General features: G+C 69.6%; 15 protein-coding genes and 1 pseudogene. 5 read left to right on the top strand and 11 right to left on the bottom strand.

Translation table 11 applies throughout. The annotated features are described in order from the left end of the window. The first annotated feature begins 2 nt into the window (after positions 1-2). On the top strand, positions 3-1,364 hold the full coding sequence (locus ONA70_RS18735; protein ID WP_265007742.1) for an MmgE/PrpD family protein: 1,362 nt from the start codon (positions 3-5) through the stop codon (positions 1,362-1,364). A gap of 43 nt (positions 1,365-1,407) precedes the next feature. Then, positions 1,408-1,626: pseudogene (locus ONA70_RS18730) on the top strand (leucine zipper domain-containing protein); the annotation flags it as partial. Between the two features lie 68 nt (positions 1,627-1,694). Here the strand turns inward: ONA70_RS18730 and ONA70_RS18725 are convergent. The 9 genes from ONA70_RS18725 to ONA70_RS18680 all read right to left on the bottom strand — a co-directional run bounded on the left by ONA70_RS18725 (position 1,695) and on the right by ONA70_RS18680 (position 9,031). Beyond that, a complete protein-coding gene (locus ONA70_RS18725) occupies positions 1,695-2,213 on the bottom strand; it encodes a hypothetical protein (RefSeq protein WP_265007741.1) in 519 nt (172 codons plus the stop codon). Between the two features lie 670 nt (positions 2,214-2,883). Beyond that, positions 2,884-3,513 (bottom strand): hypothetical protein, encoded by a 630-nt coding sequence (locus tag ONA70_RS18715; protein WP_265007740.1) that lies wholly within the window; start codon positions 3,511-3,513, stop codon positions 2,884-2,886. Beyond that, positions 3,510-5,003 (bottom strand): hypothetical protein, encoded by a 1,494-nt coding sequence (locus ONA70_RS18710; RefSeq protein WP_265007739.1) that lies wholly within the window; start codon positions 5,001-5,003, stop codon positions 3,510-3,512. The genes ONA70_RS18715 and ONA70_RS18710 overlap by 4 nt, the downstream gene beginning before the upstream one ends. Next, the gene (locus tag ONA70_RS18705; protein WP_265007738.1) at positions 5,000-5,860 is read right to left on the bottom strand and encodes an ABC transporter ATP-binding protein; all 861 of its coding nucleotides are present in this window, start codon (positions 5,858-5,860) and stop codon (positions 5,000-5,002) included. The genes ONA70_RS18710 and ONA70_RS18705 overlap by 4 nt, the downstream gene beginning before the upstream one ends. Continuing rightward, entirely contained in the window at positions 5,857-6,687 is an 831-nt protein-coding gene (locus tag ONA70_RS18700) for a zf-HC2 domain-containing protein (RefSeq protein WP_265007737.1), read from the bottom strand. Before ONA70_RS18700 ends, ONA70_RS18705 begins: the two co-directional genes overlap by 4 nt. Next, entirely contained in the window at positions 6,684-7,262 is a 579-nt protein-coding gene (locus ONA70_RS18695) for an RNA polymerase sigma factor (RefSeq protein ID WP_265007736.1), read from the bottom strand. The genes ONA70_RS18700 and ONA70_RS18695 overlap by 4 nt, the downstream gene beginning before the upstream one ends. A 240-nt stretch (positions 7,263-7,502) precedes the next feature. Then, positions 7,503-7,754, bottom strand: coding sequence for a hypothetical protein (locus ONA70_RS18690; protein ID WP_265007735.1), 252 nt, complete (start codon positions 7,752-7,754; stop codon positions 7,503-7,505). 46 nt (positions 7,755-7,800) lie between these two features. Next, entirely contained in the window at positions 7,801-8,751 is a 951-nt protein-coding gene (locus tag ONA70_RS18685; protein WP_265007734.1) for a tyrosine-type recombinase/integrase, read from the bottom strand. Between the two features lie 19 nt (positions 8,752-8,770). Further along, positions 8,771-9,031 carry a hypothetical protein gene (locus ONA70_RS18680; protein ID WP_265007733.1) on the bottom strand — a complete coding sequence of 87 codons (261 nt, stop codon included), beginning with the start codon at positions 9,029-9,031 and terminating at the stop codon, positions 8,771-8,773. A 512-nt stretch (positions 9,032-9,543) separates the two neighbouring features. On the opposite strand from ONA70_RS18680, the gene ONA70_RS18675 reads away from it, so the two are divergent. Both ONA70_RS18675 and ONA70_RS18670 read left to right on the top strand, forming a co-directional pair. Continuing rightward, positions 9,544-10,023 (top strand): hypothetical protein, encoded by a 480-nt coding sequence (locus ONA70_RS18675; RefSeq protein WP_265007732.1) that lies wholly within the window; start codon positions 9,544-9,546, stop codon positions 10,021-10,023. 162 nt (positions 10,024-10,185) lie between these two features. Next, positions 10,186-10,362, top strand: a complete 177-nt coding sequence (locus tag ONA70_RS18670) for a hypothetical protein (RefSeq protein ID WP_265007731.1) — start codon at positions 10,186-10,188, stop codon at positions 10,360-10,362. A 320-nt stretch (positions 10,363-10,682) separates the two neighbouring features. On the opposite strand, the gene ONA70_RS18665 is transcribed toward ONA70_RS18670, so the two are convergent. Together ONA70_RS18665 and ONA70_RS18660 are read right to left on the bottom strand one after the other, a co-directional pair. Beyond that, on the bottom strand, positions 10,683-11,543 hold the full coding sequence (locus ONA70_RS18665) for a tyrosine-type recombinase/integrase (protein WP_265007730.1): 861 nt from the start codon (positions 11,541-11,543) through the stop codon (positions 10,683-10,685). Between the two features lie 178 nt (positions 11,544-11,721). Then, positions 11,722-12,051 (bottom strand): hypothetical protein, encoded by a 330-nt coding sequence (locus ONA70_RS18660; protein WP_265007729.1) that lies wholly within the window; start codon positions 12,049-12,051, stop codon positions 11,722-11,724. 541 nt (positions 12,052-12,592) lie between these two features. On the opposite strand from ONA70_RS18660, the gene ONA70_RS18655 reads away from it, so the two are divergent. Beyond that, positions 12,593-13,780 carry a zinc metalloprotease gene (locus ONA70_RS18655; RefSeq protein WP_265007728.1) on the top strand — a complete coding sequence of 396 codons (1,188 nt, stop codon included), beginning with the start codon at positions 12,593-12,595 and terminating at the stop codon, positions 13,778-13,780. Positions 13,781-13,920: the final 140 nt, after the last annotated feature.

Below are 13,920 nucleotides of genomic sequence, written 5' to 3'. Positions count from 1 at the left end.
TGATGACAGGAATCGACACCGCGCGGATCGCCGCGTTCGCACACGAGACCGGCCTTGAGGACCCGCCCGAGGACGTTGTCGGCTTCGCCCGCGGGCTGCTGCTCGACACCCTGGGCGCGCTGCTCGGTGGCCTGCGGTACCCGGGCGTGCGAGCGCTGGGTGAAGCGCTACGCCCGTCGGTCACCACCGACCTCCCGTTCGGCCGGCTGGTCACCCTTGGCACGGCCGCGACCTGGCTGGACGCCGACTCGGGCGGGTCCTTCCATCCGCAGGGGCACCGGCTGCCACCGGTGCCGACGGCACACCCGGCGCCGCACTCGCTCCCCGTGCTGCTGCACGCCGCCGCGAACGGGGTCGACGACCGCCGGCTCGTCGAGATGTTCCTGATCGCCAACGAGATCGGCATGCGCTTCGGCGTCGGCACCACGCTGCGGCCCGGGCTGCATCCCCACGGCATCCACGGTCCGATCGCCGCGGCGGTTGCCACCGCGCTGCTGGACGACCTTCCCCCTGCCACCACCGCCACCGCCATCGAGCTGGCCGGCTCGGTGCCGATGGCCGCGACCCTCGCCGTGCCGATGCGCGGCGGCACCGTCCGCAACCTGTGGACCGGGCTGGGTGCCTACTACGGCGCCGCCGCCGCCCGCCGCGCGGCCGACGGCGCCACCGGGTCGGCGGCCCTGCTCGGCGAACTGCTCGACGGCCTGGTCTGCACCGATCTGTCCGCCGCGGAGCTGACGACGGGCCTGGGCACCCGCTGGCGGCTGGCCGACAGCTATCTCAAGCCGTACGCCTGCGCGCGCTGGGTGCACCCCGCACTGGACGCGTTCCGCGCCGCCGTCGCGGGCGTACCGGACCCGGTGCGCGACCGCGGCGGTCTGGCCGCGATCGAGGTCGACACCTTCGCCTTCGCCGCGTCGCTGTCCACCGCCGAGGTCTCCTCGGACCTGCACGCGCGGTTCTCGGTGCCAGTCAGCCTGGCCACCCTGGCCCTCGACGGCGAACTCGCCGCGGCCGGCTTCCTGCCCGACCGGCTGGCCCGCCCCGAGGTCGGCGCGCTGGCCGCGCTGGTCCGGCTGCGCGAGGAGCCGGCCTTCACCACCGCCCTCCCGCACGAGCGGCCGACCAGGGTCACGGTCCACTGGCGGGACGGCCCGACGGCGTCGGCCACGGTGTGCAACGCCCGCGGCAACCCGGACGACCCGCTGACCGCCGACGAGGTGGCCGCCAAGTTCCGTCGCAACGCCGAGGACGTACTCACCCCGGCGACCGCCGACGCGGTGGTGGCCGGGCTCCTCGACTGCGCCGGCGGCGACACCCTGGCGCGCGCAGCCGCCGAGGTGGTCGGCCGGTTCTGCCCCTAGGTGTTCTGTCCATAGACGTTGGCGACAGGGCTGGGATCTTGAAATAGGTGAGGACCTCCGGGTACGAGGCAGGCTGCGTCTTGCCGGCTGTGTGGTTGATGACGGTTGGCCGCTGCGGCGGGCGCCTGAGCGGTTTCCGGTCAGTCCGACCACGGCGAAGCGGTGGGCCGACCGCTACCGGATCGGAGGTGTTGCGGGGATGGTCGATCGGTCCAGCCGTCCACGTCGGTCACCGCGACGCACTCCGGCGCCGGTGGAGCGGTAGATGCTGCACCTGCGGGCAAAGTGGCGGTGGGGGGCCGGCGCGCATCGGCGGCCGGCTGTCAACGGTCAGGACGACGAAGTCCTGTCGGGCGGTCTTTGAAGTTCCGTGTGGGCGATGCGGCGTACCTTGTCGAGCGGGAACGAGCCGTGGATGGCGTGCATGAACACGGTGGGGTTTTCGCCGGCGACCCAGTAGCCGCCGGGCTCGTTGTGGGCGGCCAACTCGGCGTGCTTCATGCGCGGCAGGGCGGGTTGTTTCTCGGCCGATCCGAAGGGGTAGCGGTCGGCTTCGGCTCGTTCGGCTTTGGCGGTGGCGCTCACCCGAGCGTCGGTGACGACCTGAACTCCGCCGGCGGTATCGGCGGCGAGCGTCACGTCACCGAGGACGAGGTAATCCACGGCGTCACCGTTGAGGCGGAACATGGCCACTGCCGCCGAGGGTGTGCCGGGGTGGGTGAGGTCGCAGTCGCGCTGCTGGTCTGCGGTTGACTGGATCGCGTCGGCGAGGACGTCACCGAGCCTGACGCCGCGGTCGACGGCTTTGGCGGTCAGCGCGGAGCCGAGTTTGGCGGTGTACCAGGCCATGCCGTGTCGGCAGCCGGTATCGATGACGCGATCTTCGCGTCCCGACGCGGCACCTGGCTATCACCCAACAACGTCCGCCGTCAGTGGCGCCAGGCCCGCACCGACGCCGACCTCGACTGGGTCGGTCACCCCACACACCTTCCGCAAAACCGTCGCCACCCTCATCAAGCAGGAGACCGACACCAAGAGCGCCGCGGCACAGCTTGGACACTCCAGCGAGGAGGTCACCGACACCTACTACATCGCCAAGCCCGTCCAAGCCCCGGACGTCTCCGACGTCCTTGAGCGACTCGGTGCCAACCCGAACGGACAACACCCACCGGCAGCGCACAACGACGCACACCGATGACAAACCTGGTTGCCGCACCCGGTAAATGAGGGGTTTTCGGGGGGAGGTTCAAACCCCATAGAAGAAAGTCAAAGCCCTGACCAGCATTCCCGCTGGTCAGGGCTTTTCTCTGTCGGGACGGCCGGATTTGAACCGACGACCCCTTGACCCCCAGTAGTCCGGTGGCCCAGCGGCATGCTCACGCACGTTTGCCCAGGTCGCCTGAAGCATAAACCGGCCGAGTAAAGGAGTCGTGCTGCTCTCCGCCCGCGACCAGCCTCGCCGACGCCTGGCGCCACATCCGCCGACGCTCGGGAGTTCGGATCGGCGATCGTTACGGTTTCAAGATCGGAACACTTCCCGGTTGGCGAGCAGCAGAACAGCCGCGCTCAACGCCAATGCGGGAGCCCAGCATAGTTGGGCAACCGTCCACCCCGTCTTTGGCGGGATCGACCATGGCGACTTGGTACCGGTGAAGAACAGCGTCCCGACGAGCGCGACACCCTGAACCAGCGGCCCGGTCAACGCCGCGCCGAGATCGTCGCGGTATCGCACCGCCACGGCGGCCGCAGCCAGCGGAATCAACCCGCACACCGCCGCCTGCAGAGTGAGGTAACCGGCGGGCCCGACGACGAGCCGGCCGCCGACGGCCACGACCGCCCGGTAGAGCAGCACCCAGACCGCGACAGCCGGCATCAAGTTCAGGGCCACCCGCAGCCACTGCCGCACCCATCGCGGGGACGGCGCCATCACCGTCGACGCCATCCGGTCCGGCAGCGCGAAGCAGACCGCCGCGCCCAGCGCGGCTGCGGCCAGTCGGAGGCCGGGCAGCGCGAGGCCCGGCGCCGGCTCGGCGAGCAGCGCAGGTAGCTGGCTCAGCACCGCAAGCACGGCCGCGGCCACTAGGGGCCACCAGGGCACCGCCCGGGCGAGCGGCCGGGCCAGCAGCATCCCCAGCCGGAGGCCGCTCACCGGCAGATCCTCGGCTGGCCCGACGTTCCGGACGCCGCCGGCTCGTCGGCGGTCGGGATGGTCGGCGGCTTGGTGGTCACGCCCAACGGTGTGAGAGCTGTTCCGGCCGGGTCCATGATCTGTGTCCAGTGTGCTGACAGGAAGGCGGCCACCTCGTCGTGGGGCCGGGTCAGCAGCGCCGTCGCGGCCTGCGCGTCGGCCGGGTCGTGGCGGACCCGTCCCAGGGTCAACCCGCCGTCGGCGAGGCGTTGCGCACCGTCCGGCAGGGCCTGCGCCAGCAGCCACAACGCCACGACCGTGCGATGTTGGCCGGCGCCAGAGCAACGTGACGCCTCGTAGTTGAACGCCCCGGGGCCGCGGCGGAACAATCCGGTGGCCGCGGTGGTGTAGGCGACGGTCATCCGCGTGCGGGAGTCCTCCGCCCATCGCCCGTGCCGCCCCCACCGTGTCGAGGTGACGATCTCCGGTGCCCCGGGAACGAGCGGCCTGCCATCGTCTGAACTGCCGAGCTGGCGGACGGTCGGCCGCTGCGCCGCGGCCGGGAGGTTCCGTACCACCGGCTCGACCGCCTCCTGCCAGAGCGGAATCCAGCCGGCGTAGTGCGGGAGGGCACAGTACCGCACCCCGCCGTACACCTCGCAGGCCAGCACCGCTGGCCCGGTCAACGCGTCGTCCGTCGCGGCGTCGATGACTGCCGGGGTGGCCCGCACCTGCTGGTTGGTCGCGATCCCTGAGGTCACGGTCGCCGCGAGAATCACGCTGACCGCGATGAGGCGGCGGTGCTTCAACCACAGCGACGCGACGACCGCCGCCAGGACTGCCAGGAGGTACACCAGGTGCCACCCGGTGGGGCGCTCCGCCCCGGTCTCCCATGGTGCCGACGGCACCGGGAAAAGGTGCCAGACCACACTGTCGGCGCCGGTGCTGAGCACCGGCAGGCTGGCGAGGACGATCGCCACCGCGATCATTGTCAGCGGCCCGGCGGCCATCGCGGGCAGCCAGCGGCCCACCACGATCCCGAGCGCCGCACCGGTCGCCGGAACCACCACAGTGACCAGCAGCACCCAGGGGTCGAACTGCCCGACCGGCCAGGCCGGCAGCATGAGCAGCAGTCCGGCGAGGCAGACCGAGGCGCCGGCGGCACCGGCCACCAGTACCAGCGCGAGCAGGCCGACGCCGCGCCGAGCGGCGGTCGTCGGCACCGTTTCGAGGCTCTCCGCCCTGGCGCGCCGATCCCGGCTCGCCGCCAGATGCCCGGCCAGCAGGAGCGCGCCCGCCAGCACGATCGAGGACATCCCGGCGTCCTGAGCGAACGTCTCCCAGGTCTGCATCGTGGTCCATCCCCATGCCGTGCACAGCGCCAGGGAGAGCACCATGCCGCCCCAGAGGAGCGGGCTGCGTAGCAGCAGGCGCGCCTCGGCGCGGGCCAGCGCGACCATGGCCAGCCGGCCGGCATGCCGGACCGGCGGCGGGACGAGTGTGGCCGTCATCGGGCCGCCCTCACGCGCGCCGTAGTGCCGAGCAGGAGCAGATAGCCATCCTCAAGGGACGGTTGACCCCGTTCACCGCCCTCGGGTTGGTCACCCAGCGTCCGATACAGCCCGTCCGCATTGCGCCAGTACGCCTGGGAGCCGGACGGAGCCGTGGTCGACAGCCACACCCGGCCATCGGCGGCAGCGACCAGCTCTCGCGGGCTTCCATCGAAGATCACTCGCCCCGAGTTCATCACCACGACCCGTTCGCAGAGGGCGCCCACGTCCTCGGTCTGATGGGTGGACAGCAGCACGGTGCGCCTCTCGCCGAGCCGGGAGATCAAGGCCCGGAACAGCATCCGCTGCTCCGGGTCGAGGCCGACCGTGGGCTCGTCAAGGATCAGCAGCTGGGGCTCGCCGAGCAGGGCCTGGGCCAGGCCCAGCCGCTGCCGCATACCGCCGGAAAGCTTGCGCACCTTGGTCCTGGCCCGGTCGGTCAGCTCGACCTCGTCGAGCACCCGACGCACCTCGGCTCGGCGCTGCTGGCCGTTCGTCATCTCCTTGAGCACCGCCACGTAGTCGAGCAGGTCGTAGGCGGTGAACTGGGGATAGAGCCCCGGATTCTGTGGCAGGTAGCCGATCCGCCGGCGCAGTTCGGTCCGCTGCGCGGGGACCGCCGGGTCGAGACCGAGAATCCGCAGCCGGCCCCGGTCGGCCGCCAGTGCGGTGGCCAGACAGCGCAGCAGGGTGGTCTTGCCGGCGCCGTTTGGGCCGAGGAAGCCGGTCACCCCCGTCCCGAGTTCCAGATCCAGGTCGTCCAGCGCGACCGTGGCCCCGTAACGCTTGCCGAGCCCGTCGATGCTGACGGTGGTCATCGGGTCTCCCCCGGGTCGAGGCGGCTTCGCCGCACGGTCAGGACCGCGACGGCCACCGCCGCGGCGAGCAGGTAGCCGAGTTGCGCGGTGCCACCGAAGATGACCGGCAGAGAAGATTCACGGTGGACCGTGGCCGCGGTGCCCACGACGGCCAGCCAGGCACCGCCCAGCAGGCTGGCGGCGGTCGAGAGCGGAACGATGGTGCTCAGCGCCAGGCTCCCGATGCTGAGCAGCAGGGCGGGCAGCAGCCATGCGACGGCGTACCAACCCGGTCCGGGCAGCAGGACCGCCGCCGCCATGCCCATGGCCATCGCGACGGCGACGACCGCGGTGGCGCGCCAGAGGACCAGCGGCGGCCCGGCCATCGGCGTCGTATCGGTGATCTCCTGCATCGGGTCGGCCGGCGGCCCGTACGCGGTGGCGACTGCCAGCACCGGCAGGATCGGCGCGAAGACGAGGAAGAGGGCGTCGCTGACTCGCGCCCCGGTCTGGCCAAGATAGGCCGCGGCCACTGCGAAGGCCAGCACCGCTGCGGTCGCACTCAACCAGGACCAGCGCAGCGCCGGTGTCGCGGCGAGCAGCTGGATCCGATGCTCAGGTAGCCCGAGCCGACCCAGAAGCCGCCGTAGCGCGCCCTGCTTGGGCGCATGGACCGCGTCGAACACGGCCGCCCAGTCGCCGGCCAGCCACACCGTGTCGACCTCAACGCGTCCGCGGCAGGAGGCGCAAGCCAGCAGATGAGCGTCGACGGCCATGACCCGGCTCGGACCGAGCGCTCCCCGTTCGTAGTCCGCGAGCAACGCCGCGTCGATATGCCAGCCGGTCATGTCAGCAACTCCCTCAACCGGGCCCGGGCGCGCAGCAGCCGGGTCTTTGCCGTGCCCTCCGCGATGCCGAGCAGCTTGGCCGCCTCCCGCACGGTCAAGCCGTCGATAGCCGTGGCCTGGATGAGCGCCCGCAGCTCCGGCGGGAGCCGATCGATCGCTCCGCCCAGGTCGCCGTGCTCGATGCCCAGCAGCACCAACTCTTCGGCTGACGGCGCCGTGGCGACGTCGGGCAACTCGGTGTTGGCGCCACTGAGCCAGCGGTGCGCGGGACCGCGCAGCGCGGACACGAGCCGCCTGGCAGCGATGGTCCATATCCATCCCGCGGCGTCGGCACCGGTCGGCTCGTACCGATGGGCGTCGGTCCAAATGGCGACGAACGTGTCCTGGAGCGCGGCATCAACCAAATCGGGGTCCGCGCAGCGCCGGCGCAGCCGGGCACGCAGCCAGGGCGCGTGCCGGTGATGCAGCAATCGGAGAGCCTCGGTCCGCTCGGCTGCGACCGCCCGCAACAACTCGGCGTCACTGCTGAACTCGTCGACCGGCCGCTCCGGCTCCTGTCTTCTTCTTCGCCACACACAAGAACTATCGCGTCGTGCGGGGAATTTGGTTCATCGAGGATGCGGCCAGGTGCCCGTGTTGGGCAACAGCCGGGAACTGCGGCTGCGTCGGGCCGGGGCGACCGGCAGGCTCCGTTCATGCGCTCGCGAGACCACGGAAATCATCGCGTCGCTCGCCAACCACCTATCGGGTTTTGGGGTACCACAGCCAGCGAAGATGCGGCTGTTTGCCAGGAGTTGCTCACGCAATCAAGGGTCCTACGATTGGGCTCGGCGTCGGCGTGCCGCCGCCGAGCGCTCGGCCAGTTGCAGCATGTACGCGGTCCTCGCGTGTTTGGCCATAGCGGCCCGGACGTCCTCGGGCAGCGCGCCGTCGGGGTCGACCTGGCGCTCAAACCGACCGAGAAACGCCTTGGTGCCGGAAGACGTGCGGGCCGTACGGTCAGTGGTGTTGGCCCAGGAGGCATGTGCGGCGATGCGGGCACGGCGGCGACGCTGCTCCGGGGTCATGCCCGCTCCTCCCCCACACCTCCCTGTATGCAGATTCTTCTCACGGTCAGACACGTTCACCGATCCCCATTCGGGCTTGCACCTGCTGGGCTCGCTCGGCGGCGGCACTGGCGCCGTAGTGCCGCGGCATGTCGTCGGATGACCAGCCGAGCACCAGCATGAGGTCACCGGTGTCTCCCCCGGCCAGCTTCCACTCGTGTGCGTAGGTATGCCGCCAGCGGTGCGCGTGCACGCCATCGACCCCGGCGCGCAGACCGCGCCGCTTGAGCATCAGCTTGATGCCGTTGCCGGTCAGCGGCTGGGGACCACGTACCGCCAGCCACAGATGAGGTAGCCCGGCACCTGTGTGCCCGCTGCGGGCGCTCAGGTAGCGGCTGACCGCCCGGGCGGTTTTGGGTCCGAGTCGGACCCGCCGGTCCTTGGCGCCCTTGCCGTGATAGCGCACCGTGTCCAGCGACAGGTCGACGTCGTCGAGTTGCAGGTTGGCTACCTCGGACAGCCTCGCACCCGTGTTGGCCAACAAGCGGATGATCGCTAGGTCACGGACGTGGACGAAGCCCTTGCCCTTGCACGTATCCAGCAGCTTCTTGGTGTCCTCGTCCCGGATGATTGGGATGAGCCGCTGTGGTGTCTTGGGTTGGCGTACCCGCAGCATGGGCGACTGGTCGATCTCCTCCTCGTCGACCGTGAGCCACTTGAAGAACTGCTGCAGGGCCTTGTGCTTGTTCAGGGCGGTGGCCGGCGACCGGGTCTTGATCATCCATGCCTGGAACGCCTCGACATGCCGCCGCGTCACGGCGGTCGGAGTGAGTGCAGCCTCCCCCGACTCCCGTTGGTCGCCCGCGAGGTACCGGCCCAGTTGAGCAGAGGCCAGCAGGTAGTTGTAGCGCGTGGTCGGCGAGTAGTTTCCCGACCGCAGCGACCGATCCCAATCGAGGAGGAATGCCGCCCACGCTTGGGGCAGACCCATCGTCAGCTTGGTCAGATCCCGGTTCATGACCACCCACCCTGCGGCGTCAACACCGGGTGCCGGCGTTGGTGCGGTGTACTGCCCCCCTGCCGCCTCCGAATAGCAAGGTCGCGTCGACCGCCACCACCGGGTCGGGAACGGCAAGAGCCAGCAGCCCGCCGAGCCCGACGGTCAACACCGACCGCCCGACGCCGCCGTCCGCTGAGGACACGCATACCAGCGGGCAGCCCGCCCGCAGCGACGCCGCCCGCCACCACAGCGTCTCCACCCGCCTGCCGGCGCCGAACTCCCGCGGGATCTCCCGCACCGCCGCCTCACCGACAAGGCGCGGCCTCGAAGGCACCGAGGCCAGGGCTCGGGCCGCGATCTGTTCGGGGGTGGGAGCCGGCGGGAGGGCCCTCTCCCTGCCCGCCGGCTCCCCCTGCCCACCGCCACACCCGCCCGAAGGCGCGCGGGCGGCGAGCTGTTCGGGCTGCTCGTCCGATGGACCTTGCACGTCCGCCTCCCCGTAAGGCTTGCCGTACAGCACTGACCGACGTCGACATCGACGCGGCCGGTCCCCCGTTACTGTCACGACCTGGACGCTGACCAGACGAAGCAGGCCCTACAGCGACGACGTGTCCCCTCCTACGTCGCCGCCCGCGTGCCGGGATGCCATCTCGCGTACGGCGACCCGATCCGCTACGCTCCAGGCAACTCCAGTTCGGGTTTAACCGAACCGCAGTTGCGAGAGCGATACCGAGAGCTAAGCACAGGTCACAGAAGAGCGTCAACCGCAGTTTTTGTTGTGGCCAACTGTGGTTGGAGTTGGGGGACTCCATGAAGGACACACCAGCCGACCAGGCCGAGGCCGCAGCCTCACACCTGATCCAAACGAGGCTCCGAACCCTCTTCGAGGCCGGCACCGAAGGTCGGCCACCTTACACAGAGGCCGAGGTTGCCCGGGAACTCACCAAGGCCGGCCACCGCATCACCGCCGAGGGCATCCGCAACCTGCTGCGCGCGCCCCGAATCAACCCCAAAGCATCCACGCTCCGCGCGCTCGCCCAGTTCTTCGACGTGCCCGCCGGCTACCTACTCGGCGACCAGGAAGAACCCGAAGAACACAGCCGGCGCGTCCGCGTGATGGCACGATCCATCACCAAGCTCTCACCGGCCGCCCAAGACGGCATCGCCGTAATCATCGACAACCTTCTACAAGTTGAGGAAACCGCCCGAGGGGGCGACAGCAGTAAAGCCCAGGCTCAACCACAGCAGCCAGAGAGCGGACCGCACGACAAACCGCAGTTCATCAGGTGATGCTCGACCTACATGATGTGATAGGCGACCAGGAGGTCGGACTGCCATTAGAGCAATGCTTGAAACCTGTGGATGGGCTTGGGAAGGGCGTGCCTTCCCAAGGAGCCCGAGTGAAGGAATCAAGCAGGCCCGCGCGCCAACGCGGGTCGGGGAGGTACGCCCATGCTCACCGTAGTCACCCAGAGTGCGTCGACGCCAGCGGACCCGGACGTGGCGCAGGCGCCGACAGCGACGGACGGGTCGTTGATCGATGAGATCGTGCGGGACGGGGCGCATGTCGACGTCTTCGAGCACGGACCTGGATACCGCTACCGCGTGAACCTCGTCTACGTCCCCTGAACGATCGATCCACAGGTCTTGACAATTGCTCCTGCCATTACACGAATAGCTTCAAGCTTCCCGTCGGAAAGCTCAAGGGCTACGCCACAGGGTCACTACCAAACTCAGGCTTGACGCCTGCCCGTTGCGCTACCTTCGACTCCAACTTCTCCCCGTGCCGGAACTTGGCCGGGTGGCCCCGGGACCTCACCCCGGGGCTCCCACAGAACGGAGCATGGCAGGCTCCCGTCACTCCGCTCTTCTCATCGAGTTCACACGAACTCCCTCGCGCCCTTCAGCCGTAGGAGGGAGCAAGCCGGTTCTCGATCGAAGAAGGCCGGTCAATGGCGACTGGTTGTCGGCCAGACGTCCGAGATTCCTTCCATCGTGCCGAGTGGGTGTGGTTGGCCGGTCATCGCCGACAACGCGTCAGCGACGGCGTGTACGTCGGCCTTGATGTAGGTGGTGGTGGAAGATCCGGGGCTGTCGGTGTGGCCGGCGAAGGCACGCGCGATGCCGTGGCCGAAGTGGCGTTCCACCCAGGTAAGGGTGGTGTGGCGCAGCCAGTGGGTGGAGATGCCCTGGGCGGCGACCCAGGGCAGGCGGTCGCCGATTCGTTTCCAGAGGTGGTCGTAGCGGCGGCTGCTGATCGGCTGGCCGTTGCGGTAGCGCAACAGCTGCTCAGTGGGCCGGGCGGCGCCGCGGACGCGGGCGTGGTCGTGCAGGTGCTCGGCGAGGTCGAGGCTGATCGGCTGCCACCGTACGGTGCCTTTCTCGGTCAGACGCACGAGGCCGTTGGTGCGGTCCAGGTCGACAAGCCGCAGCGCGAGGGCACCGCCGCGCCGGCAGGCGCTCTCGGTGTGCAGGCGCAGCAGGAGGGCGTCGAGGATGACATCGTTGCCGCTGGTCCGCACCACCGCGTTGATCTCCTCCAGTTCGTGCGGCGTCAAGGCACGGCGCGTGCTCGGGAGGCGGCGGGGTTTGGCGACACGATGGGCGGGACTGGCCGACGCGCCGATCAGACCGTCAGCGACAGCCCGGGAGTAGAAGGCGCGGGCGGCGGCGATGACGTGCTCGCCGGCATGCCGACCGTTACGGCTGTTACGCCGCGACCGAGCCGTGGCGATCATTTCTTGTTTCATCGCCTCGACGTCACTGGCCGCAACCGCGTCCACCGGTCGGTCGCCCCAGGCGGCGGCCATCCGCTCCCAGTACGTGCCGTACGTACGTCTCGCACCCGGGCCCGCCGCCGCGATAACGCGCGGCAGATACTCGGCGACCGTCGGCAGTGACACCACCACGCCGGCGTCGGACCCTAGATCGGCCAAGGTGACGCCAATGCGGTCCAGGACCTGCCGGGCCACGGCAACAGCGGCAGGGTCAGCAGGCATGGTCGCCTCCTGCCACCTCAACGTGCAGGTCGGCGAACAGGCGAGCGACGGCGCCGACAGGGTGCACCACAACTAGGTCATGGGCGACGAGCGCGGCGAGCAGCACCGGCTGGCGATGCCCCATCCGGCACATACGTCGGGCGGAAGCCGGTAGGGGCAACTGGCCGCGGCTGCCCACCCTGTGCCGACCATCCTTGACCGAGGCGATGACGAGCACCCCTTGGTGCGGGTGGATGTCGAGGCGGCGGCCCGGCTGCCAGCCCAGCCCCTGCAGGATGTGCTGCGCGGTAACTCGGCCGCAGCGGGATGGGAGAGCCATCCCCAGTAGAAGCTCCGCGGCATTGACAGCCGCCGGTAGTTGAACCCGGGCGGGTAGTGCCGGCATCGGTACCGGGCGGGGACGTGGACGGGCAGGCAAGGCAGCAGGAACAAGCGGACGGACAAGCTGTTCACCGCCGGGTCGGGGAAGGTCGTGTCATGGCGGTGACAACGGGAGACGACGTCTTGGGCCTCGTCGTTTCCGATGGCCGGGAGTCATCGGTGGCCGACGACGCGTACCGCTCCGCGCAGCACCTCGCGGCCCAGCGATCGGGCACCCTCTCGGCACTATCTCACACCGTGACGATTTCCGCACCGGGTTCGGATCGGCCTCGCTGCCTTGAGGGCTGTCATCGTCACCGGACCGGCTGCTTCCTCCGATTACTTCCGGTCACCTCAAAGCGGACGGATGCGCGCGGATCTCGGCTAGAAGAGGATGGTGAAGCCGGGCGGGCATCGCGAACGTGGATCGGCGTCGCGGTGTGCGACGTGCGTACGGTAAGTACCTGGGCCTCTACTTTGTCCAGCCGTACTATCTCCCAGTGACCTCCCCCCGCCGACGGCTGGTCGCCGCGTCCATCCTCTTGCTGTTGGAGGCGGTCGCGTTCGCGCTACTCGTCACCGAGTCCGTGACGGGCGCGCTCGCCGCCGCCGGCTTCACCTGCGTGTCGTTGTGGGCGCACCTCGTCCTGCACGAGTTCGGGCATCTCATCGTGGCGAAGCTGCTGCGTCTGCCAGTCATCGCGGTCCGTATCGCACCCTTTACCGGGTGGCGGAATGAAGTGTGGATCCGGCCGGCGCCGTCGGCGACCGCGTTGCCGCTGCGGATGGTGCTGTTCTACCTCGGCGGCCCGATGACGAACCTGCTCACCGCAGCGGTGCTCGGTACCGCAACGGCGTCGACGAGCACGCCGTTGACACGCGCCGCACTGCTCGGCGCAGCGCTTGTTGCGGCGCTGCTCGGGATGGCCAATCTCATTCCCGGGAAATCACCCCGCAGCGACGGCCGCAACCTGCTTCGCTGGCTCTTCGCCCCAACAGCCACCCGCGCCGCATTACAGGCGGGCTACTACCAGGAGGAGGTAACCAGGACGTTGCAGACGATTGCCCGAGGAAAGGTTGGCGATCATCGTCTCGGCAATCCTGTTCGCGACGGCAACGACCCGCGACTCGCGCTCGCCGCCTTCCAGCAGCGCTGGAGCACGGGACACACGCAGTCGGCGGCGGACCTCATCGCCGACGCCGAGCGGCTTGCGGCACTGGCTCGCGCCGACAGCACCGATCCCGCGGCCGCCGCCGCAATCGCGCAGGTACTTACCGTCCAGTTCGGGTTGTGGTACCTGTACGCCGCAGCGGTGAACGGCTCACCGGTCGAACACCAAGAGGTGTTGGAGATCTCGGAACTGGCCCAACTCGCCTTCCACGCGCAGCCGCACATGTTGTCCGCTCGTGTCGCCATGAGCCTGGCTCACCTGCTCAACCAGCAGCCGAAGCATGCGCGGTCGCTGCTACTCGACATTCGGCCGAGTGTTGACCCGCCGGACCTATTCAGCGTCGCGTTTCTCCTGCGCGCCATCGCCGAGTGTTACCTCGGCAACCACGCCGATGCGGACACCCTCATCAGGGCGGCCGGGGGCGACTACCAACAACTGACCCAGGTCGTTACCGCGATCCAGGCGGCCCACGCGGTGCGGCCCTTGTTCGCCCCGGCACCGATGGCTGACACCTGACCGGCGTGCTTGCCCAGCAGACGCGGACCGTGCCAAAGGTCAGCGAGCTTACCCGTCCGCCGGCACGGTCGGCGGAACACCAGCACCGTCTTGTTGGCAGAGCCGAGCACGCGGATTCGCGGAAGCTGGTTGCCGCTCTT

Source organism: Micromonospora yasonensis, from assembly GCF_026013475.1.
Taxonomy (GTDB): domain Bacteria; phylum Actinomycetota; class Actinomycetes; order Mycobacteriales; family Micromonosporaceae; genus Micromonospora; species Micromonospora yasonensis.
The sequence above is the reverse complement of the archived record's forward strand: the minus strand, read 5'-3'. Positions and strand labels throughout refer to the sequence as shown.

What these genes read in the sequence shown, in the direction of transcription:
- ONA70_RS18690 (WP_265007735.1), bottom strand. Translation starts at nt 7,754, where the DNA reads ATGACCCCGGAGCAGCGTCGCCGCCGTGCCCGCATCGCCGCACATGCC.
- ONA70_RS18710 (WP_265007739.1), bottom strand. Translation starts at nt 5,003, where the DNA reads ATGACGGCCACACTCGTCCCGCCGCCGGTCCGGCATGCCGGCCGGCTG.
- ONA70_RS18670 (WP_265007731.1), top strand. Translation starts at nt 10,186, where the DNA reads ATGCTCACCGTAGTCACCCAGAGTGCGTCGACGCCAGCGGACCCGGAC.
- ONA70_RS18700 (WP_265007737.1), bottom strand. Translation starts at nt 6,687, where the DNA reads ATGACCGGCTGGCATATCGACGCGGCGTTGCTCGCGGACTACGAACGG.
- ONA70_RS18705 (WP_265007738.1), bottom strand. Translation starts at nt 5,860, where the DNA reads ATGACCACCGTCAGCATCGACGGGCTCGGCAAGCGTTACGGGGCCACG.
- ONA70_RS18735 (WP_265007742.1), top strand. Translation starts at nt 3, where the DNA reads ATGACAGGAATCGACACCGCGCGGATCGCCGCGTTCGCACACGAGACC.
- ONA70_RS18665 (WP_265007730.1), bottom strand. Translation starts at nt 11,543, where the DNA reads ATGGCCGCCGCCTGGGGCGACCGACCGGTGGACGCGGTTGCGGCCAGT.
- ONA70_RS18675 (WP_265007732.1), top strand. Translation starts at nt 9,544, where the DNA reads ATGAAGGACACACCAGCCGACCAGGCCGAGGCCGCAGCCTCACACCTG.
- ONA70_RS18685 (WP_265007734.1), bottom strand. Translation starts at nt 8,751, where the DNA reads ATGAACCGGGATCTGACCAAGCTGACGATGGGTCTGCCCCAAGCGTGG.
- ONA70_RS18725 (WP_265007741.1), bottom strand. Translation starts at nt 2,213, where the DNA reads ATGGCCTGGTACACCGCCAAACTCGGCTCCGCGCTGACCGCCAAAGCC.
- ONA70_RS18660 (WP_265007729.1), bottom strand. Translation starts at nt 12,051, where the DNA reads ATGGCTCTCCCATCCCGCTGCGGCCGAGTTACCGCGCAGCACATCCTG.